1 protein-coding gene is annotated in these 1466 nt (G+C 36.4%); it reads right to left on the bottom strand.

The genetic code is table 11. The annotated features are described in order from the left end of the window. Positions 1-147: 147 nt before the first annotated feature. Positions 148-1335: an IS4 family transposase gene (locus tag N782_RS20390; protein ID WP_036824885.1), complete on the bottom strand. Its 1188-nt coding sequence runs from the start codon at positions 1333-1335 to the stop codon at positions 148-150. Positions 1336-1466: the final 131 nt, after the last annotated feature.

The raw sequence follows: 1466 nt of genomic DNA, 5'->3' as shown, positions 1-1466 counted from the left end.
GACCCACTAGCCTTGCATGGATGTAAAAATATATAATATATTCAAAATTTTTACATTACGTTATTCTATAAAAATGCAAAAAAGGGAAGGAGGTCAGAAAAAAGACCTTGTTCCCTTTTTTTACCTTTTATATATTTCCTTTATCATTTACTTCTTATATTCCTTCACTAAAGCAACGTTTCCAATCGACGGGTATTTTATTTCAGGGGGTATCGGAACCTTCTGTCTTCCTTTAGATTTTTTCTTTTTTCGTTCTAATTCCTTATATATTTTTCTCCCAGGTAAAAATAAATAGGTTTTTAATACCCTGAAAAAACACCATGGTGTCTTGTTCGATTTGGTTTCAAGCTTGTGAATTAAGGATAGACCAAATGCTATCAACGCTATAAACATTTGATTCCATATCCCTTGTGGATCCGTACTCCATAGTTTTGTGAATTTTAAATGTCCCTTAATCCATTTGAAAAATAGCTCAATCATCCAACGATGTTTATAGATATCTAGAACCTCTTCATCTGAAAGGTCAAAGCGAGTTGTGAGGAGTCGATATTCTTTTCCTTCCTCATCTTTGAATTCAATATAGCGAACTGGTTCTCTAGAAATCCCATAATTCACTATTTCATCCCGGATAACTGATGGATGGGTCGGTTCAAATTTCTCTATGGTGTAGAGGACGAGATTCTTTGATATTCGTGTGACGAAGGATATTCCTCTATCTAACCAGTCGGTTAGATTCTTTTTGGATGGATAGCCTCGGTCCGTCACGAATGTGACGTTCTCTCCCTCAATAATAAAAGGAGCGCTCTCAAAATCACTAACCTCCCCTGTAGATGGAATGACTTTGTCTGGATAACAGAAGTCACTAGATACGACGACTAGTCTAGTATGGAGTTTGACGGCATTTCGCCCCTTGGAAATATAGGCCCATTCACAACTTTCTGGTAATCGAACTTCCGTTGAATCTACGATACTTAATGGTCCAATAGATTTTGTTAAACCTTTATATCCATTAGTGAGAGATCCGATTTTTTGAACGATTTTATAAAAGATATCCTGAACCAACTCTGTGGGAAGCTCATTAATACGACGACTTAACTGAGACCCACTAAAGCCTTCTACTCCAAGTTCTTTGGACAATTCAGGATGTGCCCGAATTTTCTCTTCCATGTGCTCATAAGAGCTCCAATCATCTAATTGAGCAGCAGTGAAAACTTTAATTAGGGAAGCATCCGATAACTTTTTTCGATAATTATGAAGTGGACACTCCAAATCTTCTAGTGGTAACTTAGATAAAGTTTGACAAATAAGCATGTCTTGACCTATACTTTTACTCATTGTTTGCTCCTTTTGTAGTAGAGTCGGGAACAAGTAAGGTCTCTCTACTACATTAGGGCTTTTTTTTTATCAGTCAAGTAAATATTTTACATAAAAGGGTTATATTTGAAGTCATGCAAGGCTAGTGTGCC

Source organism: Pontibacillus yanchengensis Y32 (genome assembly GCF_000770635.1).
In the GTDB taxonomy this organism is placed as follows: Bacteria; Bacillota; Bacilli; order Bacillales; family BH030062; genus Pontibacillus; species Pontibacillus yanchengensis.
This window is presented reverse-complemented; position numbering and strand designations above follow the sequence as displayed.